Annotated in this window: 14 protein-coding genes; 10 read left to right on the top strand and 4 right to left on the bottom strand. The window is 56.1% G+C overall.

Annotation, left to right across the window (positions count from 1 at the left end; genetic code table 11):
* Positions 1-213 precede the first annotated feature (213 nt).
* Together NNL35_RS28595 and NNL35_RS28590 are read left to right on the top strand one after the other, a co-directional pair.
* The gene (locus NNL35_RS28595; RefSeq protein WP_006677512.1) at positions 214-1,128 is read left to right on the top strand and encodes a cation diffusion facilitator family transporter; all 915 of its coding nucleotides are present in this window, start codon (positions 214-216) and stop codon (positions 1,126-1,128) included.
* 580 nt (positions 1,129-1,708) lie between these two features.
* Complete coding sequence (locus tag NNL35_RS28590; RefSeq protein WP_006677513.1) at positions 1,709-2,701, top strand: hypothetical protein; 993 nt, start codon at positions 1,709-1,711, stop codon at positions 2,699-2,701.
* 145 nt (positions 2,702-2,846) lie between these two features.
* On the opposite strand, the gene NNL35_RS28585 is transcribed toward NNL35_RS28590, so the two are convergent.
* Positions 2,847-3,842, bottom strand: coding sequence for a hypothetical protein (locus NNL35_RS28585; protein WP_254553936.1), 996 nt, complete (start codon positions 3,840-3,842; stop codon positions 2,847-2,849).
* A gap of 370 nt (positions 3,843-4,212) precedes the next feature.
* Here NNL35_RS28585 and NNL35_RS28580 point away from each other — a divergent pair, with 370 nt between their 5' ends.
* Positions 4,213-5,037: a C40 family peptidase gene (locus NNL35_RS28580; protein WP_006677516.1), complete on the top strand. Its 825-nt coding sequence runs from the start codon at positions 4,213-4,215 to the stop codon at positions 5,035-5,037.
* A gap of 140 nt (positions 5,038-5,177) precedes the next feature.
* Here the strand turns inward: NNL35_RS28580 and NNL35_RS28575 are convergent, their stop codons facing one another.
* The gene (locus NNL35_RS28575; protein WP_006677517.1) at positions 5,178-5,555 is read right to left on the bottom strand and encodes a hypothetical protein; all 378 of its coding nucleotides are present in this window, start codon (positions 5,553-5,555) and stop codon (positions 5,178-5,180) included.
* A 21-nt stretch (positions 5,556-5,576) separates the two neighbouring features.
* The gene (locus NNL35_RS28570; RefSeq protein WP_006677518.1) at positions 5,577-6,698 is read right to left on the bottom strand and encodes a UDP-N-acetylglucosamine--LPS N-acetylglucosamine transferase; all 1,122 of its coding nucleotides are present in this window, start codon (positions 6,696-6,698) and stop codon (positions 5,577-5,579) included.
* Positions 6,699-6,908: 210 nt separating this feature from the next.
* Here NNL35_RS28570 and NNL35_RS28565 point away from each other — a divergent pair, with 210 nt between their 5' ends.
* The 7 genes from NNL35_RS28565 (at position 6,909) to NNL35_RS28535 (ending at position 19,335) form a co-directional block, all read left to right on the top strand.
* Positions 6,909-7,481 carry a TetR/AcrR family transcriptional regulator gene (locus tag NNL35_RS28565; RefSeq protein ID WP_006677519.1) on the top strand — a complete coding sequence of 191 codons (573 nt, stop codon included), beginning with the start codon at positions 6,909-6,911 and terminating at the stop codon, positions 7,479-7,481.
* 204 nt (positions 7,482-7,685) lie between these two features.
* Complete coding sequence (locus tag NNL35_RS28560; protein ID WP_006677520.1) at positions 7,686-8,423, top strand: phytanoyl-CoA dioxygenase family protein; 738 nt, start codon at positions 7,686-7,688, stop codon at positions 8,421-8,423.
* A 34-nt stretch (positions 8,424-8,457) separates the two neighbouring features.
* Entirely contained in the window at positions 8,458-9,372 is a 915-nt protein-coding gene (locus NNL35_RS28555; RefSeq protein ID WP_006677521.1) for an AraC family transcriptional regulator, read from the top strand.
* Between the two features lie 212 nt (positions 9,373-9,584).
* Complete coding sequence (locus tag NNL35_RS28550; RefSeq protein WP_006677522.1) at positions 9,585-11,777, top strand: Ig-like domain-containing protein; 2,193 nt, start codon at positions 9,585-9,587, stop codon at positions 11,775-11,777.
* Between the two features lie 228 nt (positions 11,778-12,005).
* Positions 12,006-12,857: an EamA family transporter gene (locus NNL35_RS28545; protein WP_006677523.1), complete on the top strand. Its 852-nt coding sequence runs from the start codon at positions 12,006-12,008 to the stop codon at positions 12,855-12,857.
* A gap of 395 nt (positions 12,858-13,252) precedes the next feature.
* On the top strand, positions 13,253-17,872 hold the full coding sequence (gene gltB / locus NNL35_RS28540; protein ID WP_006677524.1) for a glutamate synthase large subunit: 4,620 nt from the start codon (positions 13,253-13,255) through the stop codon (positions 17,870-17,872).
* A 332-nt stretch (positions 17,873-18,204) separates the two neighbouring features.
* Complete coding sequence (locus tag NNL35_RS28535; RefSeq protein WP_238535359.1) at positions 18,205-19,335, top strand: MFS transporter; 1,131 nt, start codon at positions 18,205-18,207, stop codon at positions 19,333-19,335.
* 665 nt (positions 19,336-20,000) lie between these two features.
* On the opposite strand, the gene NNL35_RS28530 is transcribed toward NNL35_RS28535, so the two are convergent.
* Entirely contained in the window at positions 20,001-20,168 is a 168-nt protein-coding gene (locus NNL35_RS28530) for a hypothetical protein (protein ID WP_254553935.1), read from the bottom strand.
* Positions 20,169-20,296: the final 128 nt, after the last annotated feature.

Raw genomic sequence — 20,296 nt, 5'->3', positions numbered from 1 at the left:
CTCTCAGCAACTTTCATTAACGGTCCCAACTTTTCTACCTGGCAGCAACAGGTTGTTGCCGGTTCAAGAGTTGTATGGGGGGTCAACACTGTTTCTGTAGACCCACACGGGATCCGTCTGTTACGATAGTAACTCAACATGAGCGCTGACAAAGTCCATCGGCTCATGACAGTTGTTCGTAGTGGCGGATTGATAGCGGGGGAGGGCTTGACCGTGAGTGCGGATGTATACGCGGATATGAAGCAGGGAGAAAAAGGGGCATGGATTAGCATCGCCGCTTATATTGCCTTGTCCGGCGCCAAGCTGATGATTGGCTGGATGTATCAGTCGCAAGCGCTGCAGGCGGACGGCTGGAACAACCTGACCGATATTATCGCTTCGGCGGCCGTTCTCATCGGCCTGCGCATCTCGCAGAAGCCGCCGGATCGGGATCATCCGTACGGGCATTTGCGGGCGGAGACGATTGCGGCGCTAATTGCGTCCTTCATTATGGCGACGGTCGGCATTCAGGTTATTCTGTCCACCGCACGCTCCTGGTTCGCCGGGGAAGAGAGCAGCCCGAGCCCGATTACCGGCTGGGTGGCATTAGCCAGTGCTGCTATTATGCTTGTCGTATACACCTACAATAAGCGTCTCGCAACGCGGATCCGCAATCAGGCGCTTATGGCGGCGGCACAGGACAATCGTTCCGACGCTTTTGTCAGTATTGGCGCGGCAGTCGGTATCTTCGGTGCCCAATTCGGACTCAACTGGCTTGATCCGCTGGCGGCCTTGACCGTCGGCCTTCTGATTTGCAAGACGGCGTGGAATATTTTCCGCGAGGCCACCCATACGTTAACGGACGGCTTCGACGAAGCGCAGCTGGAGCGGCTGCGGAAGACGGTGGAGAGCACGGAAGGCGTGCGGGCGATTCGCGAGGTGAAGGCCCGGCTGCATGGAAGCCTGGTGCTGGTGGATGTCGTCGTGCTGGTCGATGCGGGATTGAGCCTGGTGGAGGGCCATCGCATCTGCGACGATATCGAGCAGCGGATGCAGCGCAAGCATAATATTGCCCATGTTCATGTTCACGTCGAGCCGATGGTGTCCGGAGCGGAGCAGAACCGGCCGCAAGGCCGAACGGCTCATTAAGCGGATGCCGTATCGGGAATCGTATTCTGGTATCGGAAAAGCGTTCGGAAGATTCTGATCGGATCAGACTCTTTTGGGCGCTTTTATGTGATCAAGGGGGTACGGCAAAACCAAATAGAAGGTGCTTTTTTTCAAAAAAAACGATTGACAAAAGCCTTAATTTTTAAATATGATTACGTTAACAAACATTCCCAATAATGGTTGTGGATGTTCGATGACCTCTTCTTTTATGGCGAAGCAATCATCCTACATACCTGATCGGCCGATCGATTTGGTTTGCTTGGCGATAAAGAAAATCCGGGTCCGGAAGGGGAGAAATAGCGTAGCCTGATTCGTGTTCGGTTATCGGTAAAAATTTGCGCATGCAGGATTTCCAAGCACACTCCAGTGCAGCATTCTCTTTGCCGCCAGGCAACCCCAGACGCTTTGCCTTCGCTTCATGTTCTTGAACCCTTGCCATTCTTCAGATTTGCACATCACCTATGAAAATGCCCTCCTTTTTGTTTTTTCACTCTCGTATTCAACAGAAATAAGCATGGTTAAGAAGTCGAAAAATGAATAAGAAAAGAGGTTGATGCGAATGAAAGCAAGATTTTTATCGGTTTTCGTCTCTTTCTTGCTGCTTGTCTCGCTTGTGCCCCCGGTAGCCTCCGCTGCCCAAAACCATTCGATCCCTTCCGGGTGGAATCTATATTCTATTACCTTTGCCAGTGCGGACAGTGACAACGGACTCTGCGCGCAAGGGGCCAAAAACTGGACGGCGGCTGCGGGAACGACCATGACCGAGAAATCGTCGTCCCAGAATAAATGCTATTACCGGGACTATCCGGAGTCATGGTATGGCCTGTACAGCAAATATAGCTCCTATTTTACGATTAAGGTGAATAAGAGGTTGCTGGCTCGCGATTTCCCGAGTCAAGTCTGGAACGCCAGTCTCAGCTCCACGACCCACGAATTCGGGCATGCTCAATTTCTGGGGGATCATGATACGGCGGGCGAGGGGGTCTACGGAACCACGTCCATCATGAGCTACAACCGCAATCGCGCCACGATGACTACGCCTCAGTCTCACGATTTGAGCGACCTCCAGCAATTAAGAAATTCTTCTAACGCGCCTGCCTCAGCAGATGAAGCCGTCCATGCGGATTTTCCTTACTACCATATTGAAGAATTATTAGATGGCAAGACCGACTTGGTTGTCGTTGCTCATGTCGATGCAGTGAGTGAAATCCAGGAAAACGGAGCCGATCCGCTCGCTTCGCATCAAGAGGCTGTCTTGCGCATTGATGACACGCTGTATGGCCAGGCAGAGTCGCCAACGATTAAGCTCTATCAATCCGTTGACAAGGTGAAGGCCGGCCAACAATATTTGCTCTTCCTCTCGTCCCGGCCGGATATCGGGCAATATGTCGTATCCGATGGCGCCTCACAAACGATTGTCAATCAAAATCAGCATAAAGCGAAATCGATTCAACCCGCCTCCGATAAAAAGTTGACCGTAAACATCAAAGGCATCAAAGGCCAATATTCGAATGAAGAGCTGCGTCAGCTTTTGAACGAAAAGTATAAGTAATGTGCTGCCATTGCGGGTCAATCTGAAGGGGTTAGAGGGCAGTTACTCGATTGCGGAATGGAGACAATTTCTTGATTGGTAAAATGAAAAGCGTGCAGGAAGACTCGGAGTTCGCATCCGATTCGGCCTGCACGCTTTTTTGGCATTAGGAAGGCGACCTGTCCGCCTTCGCTTCCAGCGCCGCGATGAATTCATGCGGCTGATCGAGGCAGAGCGCGACATGCTCCAGGTCGCGGCGGCTTCCGAACCGGCCCGTGACCGAGACGGGGGCGGACAGATCCAGCATAATATTCGGGGTACCGAACAAGGGAGCCGCCGTATTGCGCAGCTCGTCATTCGGAAGCGGCTCCTTCAACAGCCGGACAGCGGCAATCTGATCCCGAGGGATATCGGTCCAGATGTCATGCGCGACGCGGATTCGGATGAGGCGTTCCGTCACCAGCACCGGGTTCAGCTTCGTCAGGCGGTAGTCCGCGATAAGGACGAAGATAAGGTATACGTTGGATAGCGATAAGATCCATGCCGCCGCCGAAGACCATAGGTGAACGAGAAAATGCAGGCCGATTCCTTCCAGGACGAGCAAATGAATGGCGCCGATAACGACGACCAGCATGCTGGACTGCTCCGTCGCGGGGAAGGCGGCGGCATGCTGCGTCGCATACGGCTTTTTCCGCCAGCTGAGGAAGGCATGGTAGCCGATGGAGGCTTCATGCGCGAGCAGCCGTCCCAGCTTCTCCGAGGATGCCGTCTCGGCGAAGGCGAAGCGGATGCTGTCTACGGGAGAAGCACCGCCGCTCCGCGATTGGCGGCAGGTTGCCCGAAGCCGCGCCGCATAGTAGAGCGCATATGCCGCCAATCCGATTCCGGCGCCAAGCGCGGCCGAGTCAAGCGCCAGCCGGAGCTCGGCTCCGTGAATAGGCACGAACAGCCGGGCAGCGGCATAACCGGCGAGGGCGGTGGCGAGCGCCCGAGCGAAGGCGGCCAGCTTGGCGTTGTTCATCCGGCGCATGCATAGCCAGAACACAAGCAGCGGCAGCACGATCATGAAATCAAGAGCCACTCCCATTGACACGAGCGGCGGTGGCGACGGGGAAGTTAAGAGCATGGAAATATCGGCCGCTGCAACTAATAATAGGATCAAAAATGGCCACGAAATGGAATTCCGGGACATCCGAACCATCAAAACACTCCTCTCCAGTCTATCAACCATTTTCTATAATATACCTTAATTTCCTGGGTAATAGTTACAAAATATTCTTTTTTCTTACGGGTAATAGGCATATTGAACTAGAGAAAGTTACAATTTTGTCTATTTTTAAGCAGATTGTCGGATAGTTTCCTGTATCCGGCTCTATTTATAATTAGGGCAAGTTGTTTCTGGGATGTCATAACATTTTTAGTATAACTATTAAAATATACTATTCTTTGACATCTTGTTCATATGAACAACAGCTCAATTTTCCGTTGCAACGTCACAATCACACCATTGTTAGAACAACAAGGAGGATGACATGAAAAAACAACTATTGCTAGGATTATTGATGGTTACGATGGCCGGACAAGTATTCGCAGGGGTGTCCCATGCTGCCGAAGCTCCACAGGCTGCGGCGGCGCAGCAAGTGTCGACAAGCCAGACAGGCAATATTATCGCTTCGGTTAATTTGCGCAAAGAACCGTCTACTTCTTCTTCGGTTATCCGCCTCATGAAAAAAGGCGAGAAAGTTACGATATTGGACAAGCATAACAGCTCTTGGTACAAAGTGAAGGACGAAAAAGGCAATACCGGATATATGAGCACGAGCAGCAAATACATACAGGTGGCTGAATCCGGTACAGCCAATCAGCCATCTGACAAGCCTTCTGTCAGCGACCAGGCAGATTCTTCCAGTCGCGCAGCCAAAATCGAGAAGGTCATCCAGGTCGGAGAAAAATATTTGGGCACGCCATATGAATTCGGATCCAACCGGAACAGCACCAAAACATTCGATTGCTCCGCCTTCGTGAGACAAGCTTATAAGGAGGCGCTCGGCATCGTGCTGCCGACGGATTCACGCAAGCAAGGAAGCTGGATTAAATCCAATTCCACGGCGAAGACAAGCATCAGCCAGTTGAAGCGCGGCGATCTCATGTTCTTCATGTCCTATAAAGGCTCCAAGGCCTCCGATTATAAAGGCGTCAACAAGAGCACGGAGCGGATTACGCATGTCGGGATTTACTTGGGAGACGGTAAAATTCTGCATACGTACTCCCAAAAATCCGGCGGCGTTCGGGTCAACAATGTGCTCAACACGACCTGGGAGCACCGCTTCCTGTTCGGCGGCAGCGTGGTGAAGTAAGTCGGGAACCGCTTACTGACCGCCTTCATACGCACTTATATTTCCTTTCATATGAAAAGAGGCCGCAAGGGCCTCTTTTCTTGTTCGCGATATTTTCCGCGCACGCGGGCATGACGCCGGAGCGCGGGGATGGGCAGTGGTCACTGGAACTTCGGCGGTTCCTTCTTATGCTCGTCGATGACCGGCATCGTCCGGTACTTCTTCGTGCGCGCGAGCCGCACCGCTCCGAAGGAGCTGACGGCGCCGAGCGGGAGCAGCAGCGCGATCGCTGCGTACTGGGGAACCGCGCTCCCGGCAACGACATAGGCGATGACGAGAACCATGAGCGGCGTGTAATCGAGATAGCGGACAAGCCAGTGCCGCCGTCCCCAACGGTTCTCCACGATGCCGAAGCAAATGAAGCCGGCAATAATCAGCGCGGCGAACAGGAAGGAATTCGTTATCCAGCCGAGCGTCCTGGCGAGAAGGGCCAGTCCAATGATAATATAGCCTGCGAACCCTACCGGGGTGAACATCATAAGTGAATCATTCCTTTATATTCAGTATTGCGGATGCCACAGCAAATCAATGACGGCGCGCGGGCAGCCGTCCGGCTTCACTTCCGGGGAAGGCCCGAGCTGCCGCTTCTGCCGAAGCGTCTCGTAGTGCTGGCTCAAATCATGGAACCAGCGGTCGATCGTCTCTCTCGATTCCAGCAGTTCCCCCAGGCCGTGCTCGATGAAGAAGTCGCAGTTCTCTTCCTCTTGTCCGGGAATCGGCGCATGGAAGAGCATCGGAATGCCCTTCATCATTCCTTCCGTACACGTCATGCCTCCCGGCTTCGTAATGAGCAGGTCGGAAGCGTCCATCAGCATCGATACTTCCTGCGTATAACCGAAAATCCGGATATTCGGGTGCTGGAAGATCGGGTCCTGCTCGATCCGCTGTATCGCCTTCTCATTGCTTCCCATGCAGAGGAGAAGCTGGATCTGCTCCCGGTACTTCGTCATATAACGCAGCAGCTCCTCGTCCAGAGCGAGTCCCCAGCCTCCGCCCATCAGCATGACGGTCGGAAGCGGCTTCAGGCCGAGCCGCTGCTGGGCCTCCGCTTGCGGACAGCGCTGCCAGAACTTCGGATGGACGGGAATGCCGGTGACGATGATCTGCTCGGGGGAGATGCCCCGCTGAATCAGCTTCTGCTCCACCTCGGGGGCCGAGACGAGATATTTGTTCACTTCCGGCGTGATCCAGGTACCGTGCGCGTCATAATCGGTAATCAGCGTATACAAAGGAACGTCGAGTCCCGCCCGCTTCAGCCGGGAGACGACGATATTGGGAAACGGATGAGTGCAGACAATGGCATCCGGCCGCAGCTGTCTGATGACATGAGAAGCTTGCGTATAGAATATGCGATGCAGAGCCGATTGCGTAACCCGGTTCAATGATTTTTTATACTGCTTGCGATAGAGCATGCCGACCAGCTTCGGAGACACGCTGACGGTCTTGCGATAGGCTGCAAATATTAAGGGAGCGACCGTTGGGTTCAAAAATTTGCCCAGCTCCATGACGCGGGTCTGCACTTCCGGCGCCAGCTGCCTGATTCCGACGGACAATGCATAGGCTGCCTGCGTATGTCCGGTTCCGAAGCCTTCGGACAACAGAAGAATTCTTTTCTTTCGCATATTCTCACCTACTCTCATTATAACCGGAAACTGAAAAGGAAGCATCTTACTGCATTCGGAAATGTCAAGGGCAGCTGCGTCCCGGAAGCTGTCAAAGTTGAAAACAGACCGGATATATGCTATGTTCAATAGTATAAAAGAGATGACCGAAAAATGATATTGGTCATTTAGTCATATCAGCCTCCCAGCGGGAGGAAGGAGGCGGAGTACATGTCCGTTGACCGCCGTAAGCTCATCGTAGATGCGGCTGCCCAGTCTTTTGCCTTGTTCGGCTATAAGGCGACAACGATGGATCAAGTCGCCAAGATCGCCAAGGTAGGCAAGGGAACGATTTACACGTTCTTCACGAACAAGGAAGAACTCTTTGATGAGATTTTACAACAATTGATTATGGAAATGAAAGGGATTGCCGACCGAGAAATTCAGGAAGACAAGCCTTTCTTCGACAATCTGTATCGCGTCCTTGATCGGGTGCTTGAATTCCGGGGCCGCCATGAGCTGGCTATCAAGCTCACGCAGGAAGTCCGCGACCTGGGCACGCCCATGGCCCGGGAGGCGATTCAGAAGATGGAGAGCGAGCTGCTCACCTATATTGAGCGCCAAGTGCGTCTCGCCATGGACAAGGGCGAAGTGAAGGGGCATAATCCGAAGATTATCAGCTTCGTCATGCTGCAGATGTACAAGGCGCTGACGACAGAATGGAACAAGCTGTACGATCCGCTGGACAAGGAAGAGATTAAGTTCCATTTCCGGCTTCATTTTATGGAAGGGCTTGCGCCGTAGAATTTGTCGCCTATTATAGAGAAGATACCTGGTCCGCGACCGCCAAGTCTGTCGTCCGGGTATCTTTTTTGTTGTTGCTGCGGGACTCGGAGGCGAGACCTGAAGATATGCATACTTTTCCCGTGCAAACCGAAAGCGTTCCCGCGTTCGATGGCTTACAGTGTTGCTATGATGTACATCATAGCAGCCAAAGGGGATGAGGAAATGAGCACAACAATATGGCCGGCATCCGAGGTGGAGCACTATCGCAAGAACGGGTACCTTCTTCACAAAAAGCCGCTCTTCGGTCCGGAGGACTTTGCCGAGCTGACCAGCATATTCGAGGATCAGCTGGCTCAGAAGGGCGACAAGCTGTCCGATGAGCTGGACACGCCGCATTTTCGGGATGAGCGTCTGCTCCGCTTCCTGCTGAGCGATGAGGTGCTGGACGTGGTCGAGCCGATTATCGGGCCGAATATCGGATTGTGGTCGAGCCATTTTATTTGCAAAGACCCGTATACGGGGCGCGCGACCCCGTGGCACGAGGATTCGGCTTATTGGAAAGGGCGTCTGGACCGCTTCGACAAGATCGTGACGGTCTGGCTCGCCATCGACAGAAGCACCAAGGAGAACGGCTGCATGCGGGTCATTCCCGGCACCCATGATAATGGTTTCTCGGAATATGTGGATGCGGACGGGAAGGAGAACCTGTTCCCGACCCAGATCAAACAGGTGGATGAGTCGAAAGCGGTCTACTTCGAGCTGGAGCCGGGCGAATGCTCTCTCCATGATTCCCGGATTATCCATGGCGCGGAACCGAACCGGAGCATGCACCGCCGCTGCGGGTATACGATGCGTTACTTCTCGACCGAGGCGAAGGTGATCCCGGAGAACAATCAGGGCTTCAAAATATGGCTGGCCCGGGGCAAGGACATTGCGGGCAATCCGTTCTGCAACGTATAATAAGCCCACAGCTTGAAGGAAGGAGGGGAGGGGAATGAGTCATGCAACGCCGGAGCGGCTGCGCCATGAACAATATATGTCTCTCTCGTCCCCTTTTCGCATTTTCCGCCATCATATCGATACGCGGATCGATGTGCATTGGCATGAATTTTTTGAGCTGGCGCTTGTGGTCGGCGGGCAAGGCACCCATGTGGTGAACGGAACTCCCGCTCCTCTGCGCAAAGGGCTTCTTTTTCTAATGACGCCTGCCGATTTCCATGAGATCATTCCGGATCCGGGACAGCGCATTGACTTGTATAATGTCATTTTCTCGGAGCCGTTCATCCGGCCGGAGCTGTTCCGGCGGCTGTTCGCCCCACGGGGAAACACGTGCGTATGGCTGGGGGAAGAGGCCTTCCCGGCCTTCGAGGCGGAGTTCGCCCGGATGTGGCGCGAGAGCGAGCAGCGGCAGGAGGACAGCGAATTCATTATTCAGGGGGCACTGGAGCGGGTGCTGATCGAGAGGGAGCGTCTACGCAGGAACGGGAGGGAGAAGCGGGAGGAGGCCGGATCGCCCTTGCCGGAACCGCTCGGGGAAGAGGCGCGGCGGCTTCATCCTTCGATCCGCAGCGCGGTAACCTACATTCAGCATCATTTCCGGGAGCCGTTGACGCTGGCGGAGGTGGCAAGCCACGCCGGATTATCCGCCAATTATTTCAGCGAATGCTTCAGCAAGCAGGTCGGGGCTTCGTTTCAATGCTATCTGCAGGAGCGGCGGCTCCAGTTCGCCCATTCCCTGCTGTGCGTGACCGCCCTTCCGGTCACGGAGATCTGCTACGCTTCCGGCTTCAGCACGTTGAATCATTTCGAACGATCCTTCAAAAAGAAATACGGAAGGGCACCGCGCAGTCTGCGGACGGAGCGGAACGCTCGCCCTGACCATATGCCAACGAACAGCCCCGGCGGATGATCTCTGCCGCGGGCTTTTTCGGTTGGTTATGATGCGGCTAAAGGTCCTGTGTAACGTATGCGGATAGATATAGGAAAGAAGCCCTAAATCGAGAATCGCCGCTTATATTTTTTTGTTATGAGGTAACATTTTGACGTCTTTTGTCCGTTATATTAACTATCAGTAATTTGTATTTTTAGTGCAGGGCAAGGCTGGAAGGGAGAAGATAACGAGTGAACCCAACGTGGAAAAGAACTTCGTGGCTCAGCGTCGTGTTGGTATGCGCGCTTGTGATCGGCTTGCTGCCGTTCCATGGAGTGGCTAACGCAGCGGAGACGGTAACCGACGTCCACTTTGAATCTGATGTATCGCCGATTCATGTCATCGTGGATGGAGAGTCCGTTCAATTGAAGCTGATCGGCACGATCAAGGGAGAACAGAAGGATGTGACCGGCCAGGCGAACTGGAGCTCCTCCAATCCGGGCGCGGTCACGGTAGACGCGGGCTGGGTAAAGGGCGCCGGCAAGGGGACTTCGGAGATTACGGCGAAGTACCAAGGGTATACCTTGAAGAAGACGGTCGTCTCTAATTATATGTATGATGAATTGAGCATACGCTCAGCAGACACCGGCGTAGATATCGACAAAGAAACGACTCTTTACCTCGGCATGAAGCCGAATTGGAAGGCGTTTGCTTACGACAATGACGGCAAGACGGAGAACGATGTGACCTCCGACGCTTCCTGGAGCTCTTCCAATTCGAGCGTCGTCGAAGTGAACAAGGGCAAGCTTACGCTGAAGGACAAGGGCGAAGCCGAGATCACCGTCAAGCATAAAGGCTTGAGCAGCAAAATCAAGATCAAGGTCGAGCTTCCGTATGAAGAGTTGACCTTGTCCCCGGACAAGCTGATTGAATTTGAATTCGGCGATGCGGCGGTCAACGTAATCGCGAAGGCGAAGACGAAGGATGGCAGTCTGGAGGATGTAACCGACAAGGCGGATTGGTCGACGAGCGACAGCGGCGTCGCGGAAGTGAAGGACGGCGTTGTCAAGCCGATCGGCGTCGGTTCGGCCACCATTACAGCCACCTATCTGGGCGCGACGAAGTCGGTCTCGGTCGTCGTGCGTCCATCGTACCAAGCGATGCGGATCTCGCCGGAGAAGAAGCAGACGATGCTCCTGGGCGACGCGCCGCTGCAAGTGCAGACATTCGTCCTGAACTCGGCCGACACGCAGCAAGAGGTCACGCATCTCGCGGAATGGACATCAAGCAATGTGATGGCCGTGACGGTTGAGCAGGGCCAGGTCTATGCCAAGGCAGCCGGCACGGCGACCGTGACAGCGAAGTACAAAGGACTGTCCAAATCGGTTGAAGTGAATGTCATTCCGGCGATCGACAAGCTGAAATGGCCGGAGGAAGACAAGGATAAAGATAATGACGGCATCCGCAAGATGGATATTTATATGGAAGAATCTCAGAGCCTGCCGAAGGTAAGCGCGGTTACGCTGGGGGGAGACACCGTAGATGTATCCGATCTGGCGGTATGGACAAGCTCCAACCCGGGCGTCATTTCCATTAAAGACGAGAAAATGAAGGCGGAGAGCCGGGGCACGGCTACTCTAACCGCGACCGTGCGCGATCATACGATTTCGATGGAAGTGACCGTGAAGCGCAAGGCGCTCATTCTCCAGTCCAACACGGCGGAAATGAATATCGTGACGGGACGGGAGCAGGCGGTCCCGGATGTGACGGTCATCTATATGAACGGGGATGAGGAGAATATCACCTCCGAAGTGAAATGGGAATCGAGCTCTCCGAATCTGATTGTCGTGGGTGGAAAGATCAAAGGACTGGTGGCAAGCAAGGTGACGTTGAACGGAACCTATGCCAATGTCAAAATCTCGGTCAAAGTCACGGTTGAAGAAGAGGTTGTCCGCTTCGAGATTGAACCGGAGAAGCTTACCTTGAATGTGAAGAAGAGCCAGAGCATCAAGGTAACGGGCTACTACAAGAACGGGAAGAAGGTATCGCTCGGATCCAAGGTGAACTGGAAGTCGGACAATGAAAAGGTAGCGACAGTGAAAGGCACGTCCGTCAAGGGAGTCGCTATCGGCAGCACGCTGCTGACCGGCGAGTTCCAGGGGCAGAAGCTGGAAGTGCCTGTCACGGTGAAGCCGAAGCTCACGAAGCTGATTGCCGAACCGGGCAGCCTGAAGCTGACCGCCGGCCAGAAAGCGAACTGGAAGGTGAAGGCGATCTACGACACCGGGGAAGTCGTCGATGTTACTTCCTCTGTTACGTTCGTGCCATCCAACACGAAGGTGAAGGTGGAGCGGGGCAGCGTGCAGGCCGTGTCGAAAGGCTCGACCAGCGTGAAGCTGACTTTCGAGGGCAAGAGCACGTCGCTGCGTGTCAGCGTGAAATAAAGCAATAATGTACGGCCTGCCGGCTTCCTAAGAAGCGGCAGGCCGTCCGTATATGACAGGCCAGCCTCGGCGTGGAAGGAAAACCGCGTGCCGGTGTTTTTGCATTGGCAGCGGATTCAAATAACGTCTTGTCGTTCACGGCGAATGTGATACAATAGCATTATTTCATGGTACCGGACTAATCGTCCCTGGCTAAGGGATGGCGACACGAAAGAAGGAACGCAAAACATGATGGTTTATGGCCTTTTGCTCGTCATCGCATCCGCATTCACGCATGCGTTATGGAACTTATTCGCCAAGCGCAGCCTGCACAAGGAATCGTTCTTGTTCTCGCTCCATGCGGTTGCCACTGTTTTGTTTTTGCCTTTTTTTATCCGCGATCTGATCGCGATGACCTGGACATGGGGACATGCGCTGCTCCTTATCGTATCCTTCCTGCTGCAGGGAACCTATCTGTATCTGGTGTCCCAGGCGTACAAGTCAGGCGAGCTGTCGCAGGTGTATCCGATGATGCGGGGGACGGCCGCGCTGCTCGTGCCGCTCGTCAGCGTCTCCCTCTACGGGGAGAGCATGTCGGTAATCGGCTGGGTCGGGTGGAGCTTGATCGTGGGAGGGCTGTTCGGCTTGAGCGGCATGCTCTCCGTGAAGCAGAAGGACAAGTCGTGGTGGATTGCGCTGGCCTTGACGACCTCCGTCGGCATGTGCACTGCCGCATACACCTTGACCGACAAAGCCGTCGTCGAATTTTTCAGCCCGCTCGGGCTGATCGAGATTTCGAACATCGGGGCCGTTATCTTCCTGGCGCCTGCCGTGAAGCGGGCCGGGCTGCTGCGGCGCGAATGGCGGACGAACTGGAGCACGATTGGGCTCGGCGCCGTTATTTCGCCAGGATCGTATCTGCTATTCCTGTTCGCGATGACTTTGGGGCCGCTGGCTCATCTGGCGCCGATACGCGAATTCAGCATTGTTATCGGTACCCTTCTCGGGTATTGGATTCTGAAGGAGAAGCAGGGCAAGAAGCGGCTGGTCGCATCGACGATTGTCGCGGCCGGAATGGCCTTAATCAGCATGTGGGGCTGAAAGGGGAAAAATTCCATAATAGAGCGTGAATCGCAGACTGTATCTTCCGGAAAAAGGGAGATGCAGTTTTTTTATTCGCATTAATGAATAAAAATTCAATCTTTTCAGGAAATGATTGGGGGGATTCTTGTGAATTAATTAATAATATGTAGTATTGTGCAAAAGAAATATCAATGGGTGCAAATTGGGGGCAAGGATGTTTCTGTATGCAAATTTAATGTGCAATACTTATAATATAGGCGTAATCCCGATATCCGAAGAAGTTATCGGATCCATAAAAACATTCAATTGCTCTAAAAAAAACATGATGATAAAATGATGAAACAATACAAATGCATAAATATGTGATTTCGTATGTACAGAATACATTTTCATCAGGAAAGGACGGTGCCCTCATGAAGCCGAATGGTTTACCTCCACAGCAAGGCTTGTATGATCCCCAATTCGAAAAAGATGCATGCGGCATGGGCTTTGTCGCTCATATCAAGGGCAAGCGGTCCCATGATATCGTCCGGCAAGCGTTGGGCATGCTCGTCCGGATGGAGCATCGCGGCGGTCAAGGCAGCGAGCCGAATACCGGGGACGGGGCGGGAATCATGCTTCAGCTTCCCCATCCATTTTTCGCGCAAGCGATGGCCGCTCAAGGAGGGGAGCTCCCTCCGCCCGGAGACTATGCTGTCGGCATGCTCTTCCTCTCCCCGGATGACTCGATCCGTGCGGGACAGGAAGCGGATTTCGGCAGACTGATTGAGGAAGCAGGGCAGACGCTGCTCGGCTTCCGGACGGTGCCAGTGAATGCGGGCGGATTGGGGGCCACCGCCCTTGGAGCGATGCCGTGCATCCGGCAAGTCTTTATCGGCCGCGGGCTGCGGGAAGGAGCGGGAAGCCCGCTTGATTTCGAACGGAAGCTGTATGTGATCCGCAAGCGCGCGGAGCGCACGATCCGCTATGCGGCGGGCGCAAGCGGCGGCGGGATGTATATCGCGAGCCTGTCCAGCCGCACGATCGTGTACAAAGGGATGCTGACGACGGAGCAGCTCGGCCGTTTTTATTTGGATTTGCAGGATGAGTCGCTGGATACGGCGCTGGCGCTGGTCCATTCGCGCTTCAGCACGAATACGTTCCCGAGCTGGGAGCGGGCCCATCCGTACCGTTACATGATCCACAACGGGGAGATCAACACGCTCCGCGGCAACGTCAATTGGATGAATGCCCGTGAGAAGCAGTTCGAATCCGAGGCGTTCGGCGTCGGACTGAAGGAGGTGCTTCCCGTCATCCACGGGGACGGCTCCGATACGGGCATGTTCGACAATGCGCTGGAATTTCTGTATCTTGCGGGACGGCCGCTGTCTCATGTCGCCATGATGATGGTGCCGGAGCCATGGGCCAATGACGAGCGGATGGACGAGGCGAAGCGGGCGTTCTATGAATACCACAGCTGTCTGATGGAGCCGTGGGACGGACCCGCCGCGATGGCGTTCACCGACGGGGTCCAGATCGGGGCGATTCTCGATCGGAACGGGCTGCGTCCTTCCCGCTACTGGGTGACGAAGGACGATGTCATTATCCTCTCCTCGGAGACCGGAGTCGTCGACATCGCGCCGGAGCAGGTGCTCCGCAAGGATCGCCTTCGTCCGGGACGGATGCTGCTGGTCGATACGGAGCAGGGCCGGATCATCTCCGATGAAGAGGTGAAGTCTGCCATCGCCGGTGAACAGCCGTACCGGCAGTGGCTGGATGAGCATCTCGTCGATCTGGAAGAGGTACCGGATGCGCCGCGGATGCCCGCTCCGGAACATGTGAGCGTGCGCCGCCGCCAGCAGGCGTTCGGCTATACATTCGAGGATCTTCGCAAGGTGCTGGAGCCGATGGCTTCCAGCGGGGCGGAGCCGATCGGCTCGATGGGCTATGATGCGCCGCTGGCCGTGCTGTCCCGCCGTCCCCAGCGATTGTACAACTATTTCAAGCAAATGTTCGCCCAGGTCACCAACCCGCCGATCGATGCGATTCGGGAAGAGATTGTGACAGCGACGGGCACGACCATCGGTCCGGAGCGGAATCTGTTGGCGCCGGGGCCGGAGAGCTGCCACCAGATTAAGATCGAGAACCCGATTCTGTCGAACGAGCAATTCGCGAAGCTGCGCCATATCCGCTTGCCGGGCTTCCGGGCGATCACGCTGCCGATCCTGTTCACGGCGTCCCGGGGGACGGACGGCCTGTGCGAGGCGCTTCATACAATGTGCGAAGCGGCGGACCGGGTCATTGGGAAGGGGCATAATCTGCTTATCCTCTCCGACCGCGGCGTCAGCGAGGAGGAAGCGGCCATTCCGGCGCTGCTGGCGGTATCCTGCCTGCATCACCATCTCATCCGGCAGGGGACGCGGACGAAGGTCAGCCTGCTGCTGGAATCGGGCGAGCCGCGGGAAGTGCATCATTTCGCGCTGCTGCTCGGCTACGGCGTAAGCGCGATCAATCCGTATCTGGCGTTCGAGTCGATCGAGGATATGATCCGGGAAGGGCTGCTCGCCGGCGTCTCGCCGAAGCAGGCCGTGAAAAATTACCGGAAAGCGGCCATCAAAGGCATTGTCAAAGTGCTGTCCAAAATGGGGATCTCGACGATTCAATCGTACCGCGGGGCGCAAATTTTTGAAGCGGTCGGTCTGGACCAGGCGTTCGTGGAGCAGTACTTTACCGGAACGCCGTCCCGCATCGGGGGAATCGGAATCGAGGAGGTCGCCCGGGAAGCGCTGCAGCCGCATGAGCGGGCGTTCACCGCTGAGCACCGCGACCGGACCCTGGATCCCGGCGGCGAGTACCAATGGCGGCGGGACGGGGAGGAGCATCTGTACCATCCTCACACGATCCATGCGCTGCAGCAGGCGTGCCGCAACGACGATTATGCGCAGTACAAGGTTTATTCGAAGCGGGTGCAGGGCGAGGGCGAGCGCCATTATACGCTGCGCTCCTTGCTGGAGCTGAAGCCGAACGGTCCTGCGGTTCCGCTGGAGGAAGTGGAGCCTGCCGAGAACATATTGCGCCGCTTCAAGACGGGGGCGATGTCGTTCGGCTCGATATCGAAGGAGGCGCATGAGAGTCTGGCCATCGCGATGAACCGAATCGGCGGGCGTTCGAACTCCGGCGAAGGCGGCGAGGACCCGGCGCGCTATCAGCGGGATGAGAACGGGGACTACCGGCGGAGCGCGATCAAGCAGGTCGCTTCCGGGCGGTTCGGCGTCACCTCGCACTATTTGGTGGAGGCCGATGAGATTCAGATTAAGATGGCGCAGGGCGCCAAGCCGGGCGAGGGCGGACAGCTTCCGGGCCGCAAAGTGTATCCGTGGGTCGCGGAAGTGCGCGGCTCGACGCCTGGCGTCGGACTCATCTCGCCGCCGCCGCATCATGATATTTATTCGATCGAGGATCTGGCGGAGCTGATCTTCGATCTCAAAAACGCCAATCCGCGCGCCCGCATCAATGTGAAGCTCGTCTCGGAAGCGGGCGTAGGGACGATCGCCGCCGGGGTTGCCAAGGGCAAGGCCGATGTCATCCTGGTCAGCGGCTATGACGGCGGCACGGGAGCGTCCCCGCAAGGCTCGATCCGCCATGCGGGCCTCCCGTGGGAGCTCGGCCTGGCCGAGACGCACCAGACGCTGCTGCTGAACGGCTTGCGGGAGCGCGTCGTGCTGGAGACGGACGGGAAAATGATGACCGCCCGCGATGTTGCTGTCGCCGCGATGCTCGGGGCCGAGGAATTCGGCTTCTCCACCGCGCCGCTGGTTGCTCTCGGCTGCGTCATGATGCGGGTCTGCCAGCTTGATACGTGCCCGGTCGGGGTAGCGACGCAGAATCCGGAGCTGCGCAAAAACTTCAAGGGCGACCCGGAGCATGTCGTCCGCTTCATGCGCTTCATCGCCGAGGAGCTGCGGGAGCTGATGGCGGAGCTTGGCTTCCGCTCGCTGGAGGAGATGATTGGCCGCACCGACCTGCTGCAGGTCGGCGCGGAGATGCAGCGCCATGAAAAGCTGCGGCATCTGGATCTGTCGCCGCTCCTTCACCGCCCGTCCAGCGCCGCCGGGAACGGCGCCGCGGCTGACAAGGAAGCGATGGCCAAGCGGAAGGAGCGGGAGCTGGCCGCGACCCTCGATGCCCGGGAGCTGATCCCGCGCGCCAAGCTGGCGCTGGAGCACCGCCATCCGGTGGAAGGGGTGTTCGCCATCTGCAACGAGGACCGGGCGACCGGCACGCTGCTCGGCAGCGAGATTACGCGCCGCTATGGTGCCGCGGGCTTGCCGGAGGACACGATCCGGTACAGCTTCCACGGCTCGGCAGGGCAGAGCTTCGGCGCATTCGTGCCGCCTGGCGTGACGCTGACCGTCGTGGGCGACTGCAACGACTATGTCGGGAAAGGGCTGTCCGGCGGCAAGCTGATCGTGCAGCCGCCGGCGGAAGCGACGTTCCGGCCGGAGGACAATGTCATCATCGGCAATACGGCGCTGTACGGCGCAACCGGCGGCGAGGTATACATCCGCGGTATGGCGGGCGAGCGGTTCGCGGTGCGCAACTCCGGCGCCGAAGCGGTCGTCGAGGGCGTCGGCGATCACGGCTGCGAATATATGACCGGCGGAACGGTCGTCGTCCTGGGCCCGACCGGACGCAACTTCGCGGCCGGAATGTCCGGCGGCATCGCCTATGTGCTCGATCCGGAACGCGTCTTCGCCGGACGCTGCAATCTGGAGATGGTCCTGCTGGAGCGGCTTGATTCGGACGCGGAGGAAGAGCAGGTTCGCCGCATGTTGGAACGGCATGCTTCCTACACTGGCAGCGATCTTGCCGAATGTCTGCTCGCGCGCTGGGAATTGACGCGTCAGCAATTCGTCCGGGTCATTCCGAAGGATTACAAGCGGATGCGGGAGCATATTGCGCTCGCAGAAGCGTCCGGAATGACGGGCAAGGATGCGCTACATGCGGCATTTATGGCCAATGTAAAAGATTTGACACGTGCCGGAGGCAACTAAAATATGTTACGATAGCCTTGTTTCGCCGTGCGAGCCCTTCGGGGCCGGCGGCGGAACAAGGCTATTGCCCGTTGGCGGGAAGGCCTGACTTCCGGGGAACTGACGGTGAATCGATATGAAACTGATGCCGCGCGGCATGATGAGCAAATATACAGGGGAAATGAAAGTATTTATATGGGCCAGCATGATCAACTCGACCGGCGGCGCGCTGATGTGGCCGTTGACGACACTGTTCGTGCATACGCAGCTGAACCGGCCGCTGGCGGATGCGGGCTTCGTTATTTTGATGCAGATGCTGGGCGGATTTTTCGGCCAGCTGTTGGGCGGGGGGAGTGTATTACCGCCTCGGGGTGCGGAGGCTGCTTATCGGCGCGCTGGCCGCCACTTCCCTGCTGCAGCTGTCGCTGGTCGTGACGGCGCATGCCGACTGGTGGCTGTACGTGACGACGATGACGGTGCTTGGCCTGACCAACTCGGCGTCGATGCCGGCGATCCAGTCGTTCGTCGGCTTCCGCTGGGCGGATCGGCGGGATGAGCTGTTCAACGTCATCTACGTCGGGAATAATGTCGGGGTCGCGCTGGGCACCGCGCTGAGCGGGGTGTTGGCGGATATCTCCTTCAACCTGACGTTCGTGCTTAACGGGCTGACGTCCGCCGGCTTCGCCCTGTTCTTCTACCGCTTCCTGCGGGGGCAGAACGAGGAGGCGGCTGCGGCCGGCGCCGTGAATGGAGCGGCGGTGAATGGTTCGGTGGCGGATGGATCGTCCGTGAAGGGAGACACTGCGGATGGAGCCAACAGGGAGGAGAAGACAGCTGCCGCCCGGGCCCAACGGGGCGTTCTGCCTGAGCGCAGTCTGTGGGAGAAGCTGTCCGCCTACCGGATCTACCTGTTCATGTCGGTAGGAAGCTTGTTCATCTGGCTCGCCAATTCCCTCTGGGGAACCGGGGTTGCGCCGCATATTGCGGATCAAGGGATGAACTTCTCCATGTACAGCCTGCTGTGGACGCTGAACGGAGTGCTTATCTTCGCGGCGCAGCCGATCACGTCCTGGATGAAGCGGACGATCGCGGTGCCGTTGACGTCGCAGCTGACATGGAGCGCGATATTTTACGGATTGGCGTATATCGTCATCTGGTTCCTGCCCTTCTACAGCGGCTTCTTGCTGGCGATGGCGCTCGCTACCTTGGGCGAGATGCTGGTCTCCCCGGCGGTGCCGGCCTTCCTGTCGGCCCGCGCTGGACGGGATGCGCCCTTCTATATGGGCGTGTCCGGGGGGATTGCTTCCATCGGGCGCATGATCGGCCCGTATATGCTTGGCCTGACCTACGATCACGGCGGCCTCGACGGGGTGTCGTTCATCTCCGTGCTCATCGCGGTGCTGGCCATCCTCAGCTTCGTGGCGCATGCGGCGCTGCAGCGCAAGGAGCGTTCTCCGCAGCATGACATGATGATGCGCGGGTAAGGGTCGAGCGCAAGCATCGCTTCACTAACATAGATTCCCTAGCATTACTGACAGAACTCCATCAGCATAGTTTCGTTAGAGAGCTTCGCCAGCATAGTTTTAGCACTAGTCGTTTCAGTAACATAGCTCCATTAGCATAGTTTCAGCAGCATAAATTCACTAGTATAGTTTCAGCAACATAGATCCGCTAACTTAGTTTCAGTAACATAGATCCAGTAAGATAGCTTCACGAACTCAACGGGACATCCTCGCGTACAAGGCGGGGGTGTCTTTTTTATGTCGTTTAGAATGTGCATGGCCGTCTCTTTTGGGCCGATTGTGCTTCGATTGACGCACCGAGCTATCAATCCTGCGATATTACATCATTTTATGGCGGTAGAGGGCATTTTCGGTATGATTCCTGCAAAAATACAGGTTTTTCTCATGTTATATCCCATTTCGAGCGATAAGAGGGAAAATTGATGTACATTTGCAGGCTGTTGAGAAAGTCCAAGGGATTGTGTGGCATTTCATTTTTGTGTGGCAGATCTCGTCTCTCCGTAGAAAAAATCAATGTAAAACGCTAGGGGGCCAAGTTTTGAGCAGGAAAATGGACAATCTCCACCCCTTCGTTAAAACAGGGGGCTTCCAACAGCCTGAAAACGGCATGATTTCTCCAGACGCGCCTAATCGGTAAGCGAAATCCTGCGCAAATACAGCAATTTGATATGGCCGACTTTACCAGAAAGGGAATCCTGCAAAACGGCAGGAATTTCACCCGTTTCGCTTCGACTTGAAGCAAAAGGGCCTAAAATGATGTAGATTTGCAGCAATTCCTTGGGATGTGGACTCATTGAGCCGAAATTCCTGTAAAATAGCAGCAATTCCCTCCACACGTTCAGGCCCCGAGAGGCAACGAGGCCTCCTGAAGGCAACGAGGCGATGATACCTCCTGGAGGCGATGATGCCCCCAGGATCCGAC

Origin of the sequence: Paenibacillus dendritiformis (assembly GCF_945605565.1) — a bacterium.
Classification (GTDB): domain Bacteria; phylum Bacillota; class Bacilli; order Paenibacillales; family Paenibacillaceae; genus Paenibacillus_B; species Paenibacillus_B dendritiformis_A.
The sequence above is the reverse complement of the archived record's forward strand: the minus strand, read 5'-3'. Positions and strand labels throughout refer to the sequence as shown.